This is a genomic window from Methylobacterium oryzisoli, assembly GCF_046557895.1.
Taxonomy (GTDB): domain Bacteria; phylum Pseudomonadota; class Alphaproteobacteria; order Rhizobiales; family Beijerinckiaceae; genus Methylobacterium; species Methylobacterium oryzisoli.
The window spans coordinates 1-323 of record NZ_JBKIBX010000046.1 but is presented as its reverse complement, the minus strand read 5'-3'; positions in this window follow the sequence as shown (position 1 = coordinate 323).

Genomic DNA, 323 nt, shown 5'->3' with positions numbered 1-323 from the left:
GGGGATTTGGGGGGCGGTTTCCCGGTCGGAGAGCCCCCCCCCCACGCCGTAGGTCTGGCCGAGCCGGCATTTGATCTCGACGAAGAAGGTCTGCATCGGTCCTGCTCTCCGGCATTTTTCCGCGGGCCGGGCGCCCGGCGGAACCATCCTCATGCCCTGCGGCGATGTAATCCGCCCCGCCCGCTCGGGAAACCGGGGCGATGCGCATGCCGCGCCTCACCCGGTCTCGCCGGCAGGCCGCCCGACGCTGGCATAGGCGAAGCCGTGCTTGCGGACGTCGTCGGCCCGGTAGACGTTGCGCAGGTCCACCAGCACCGGCGCCG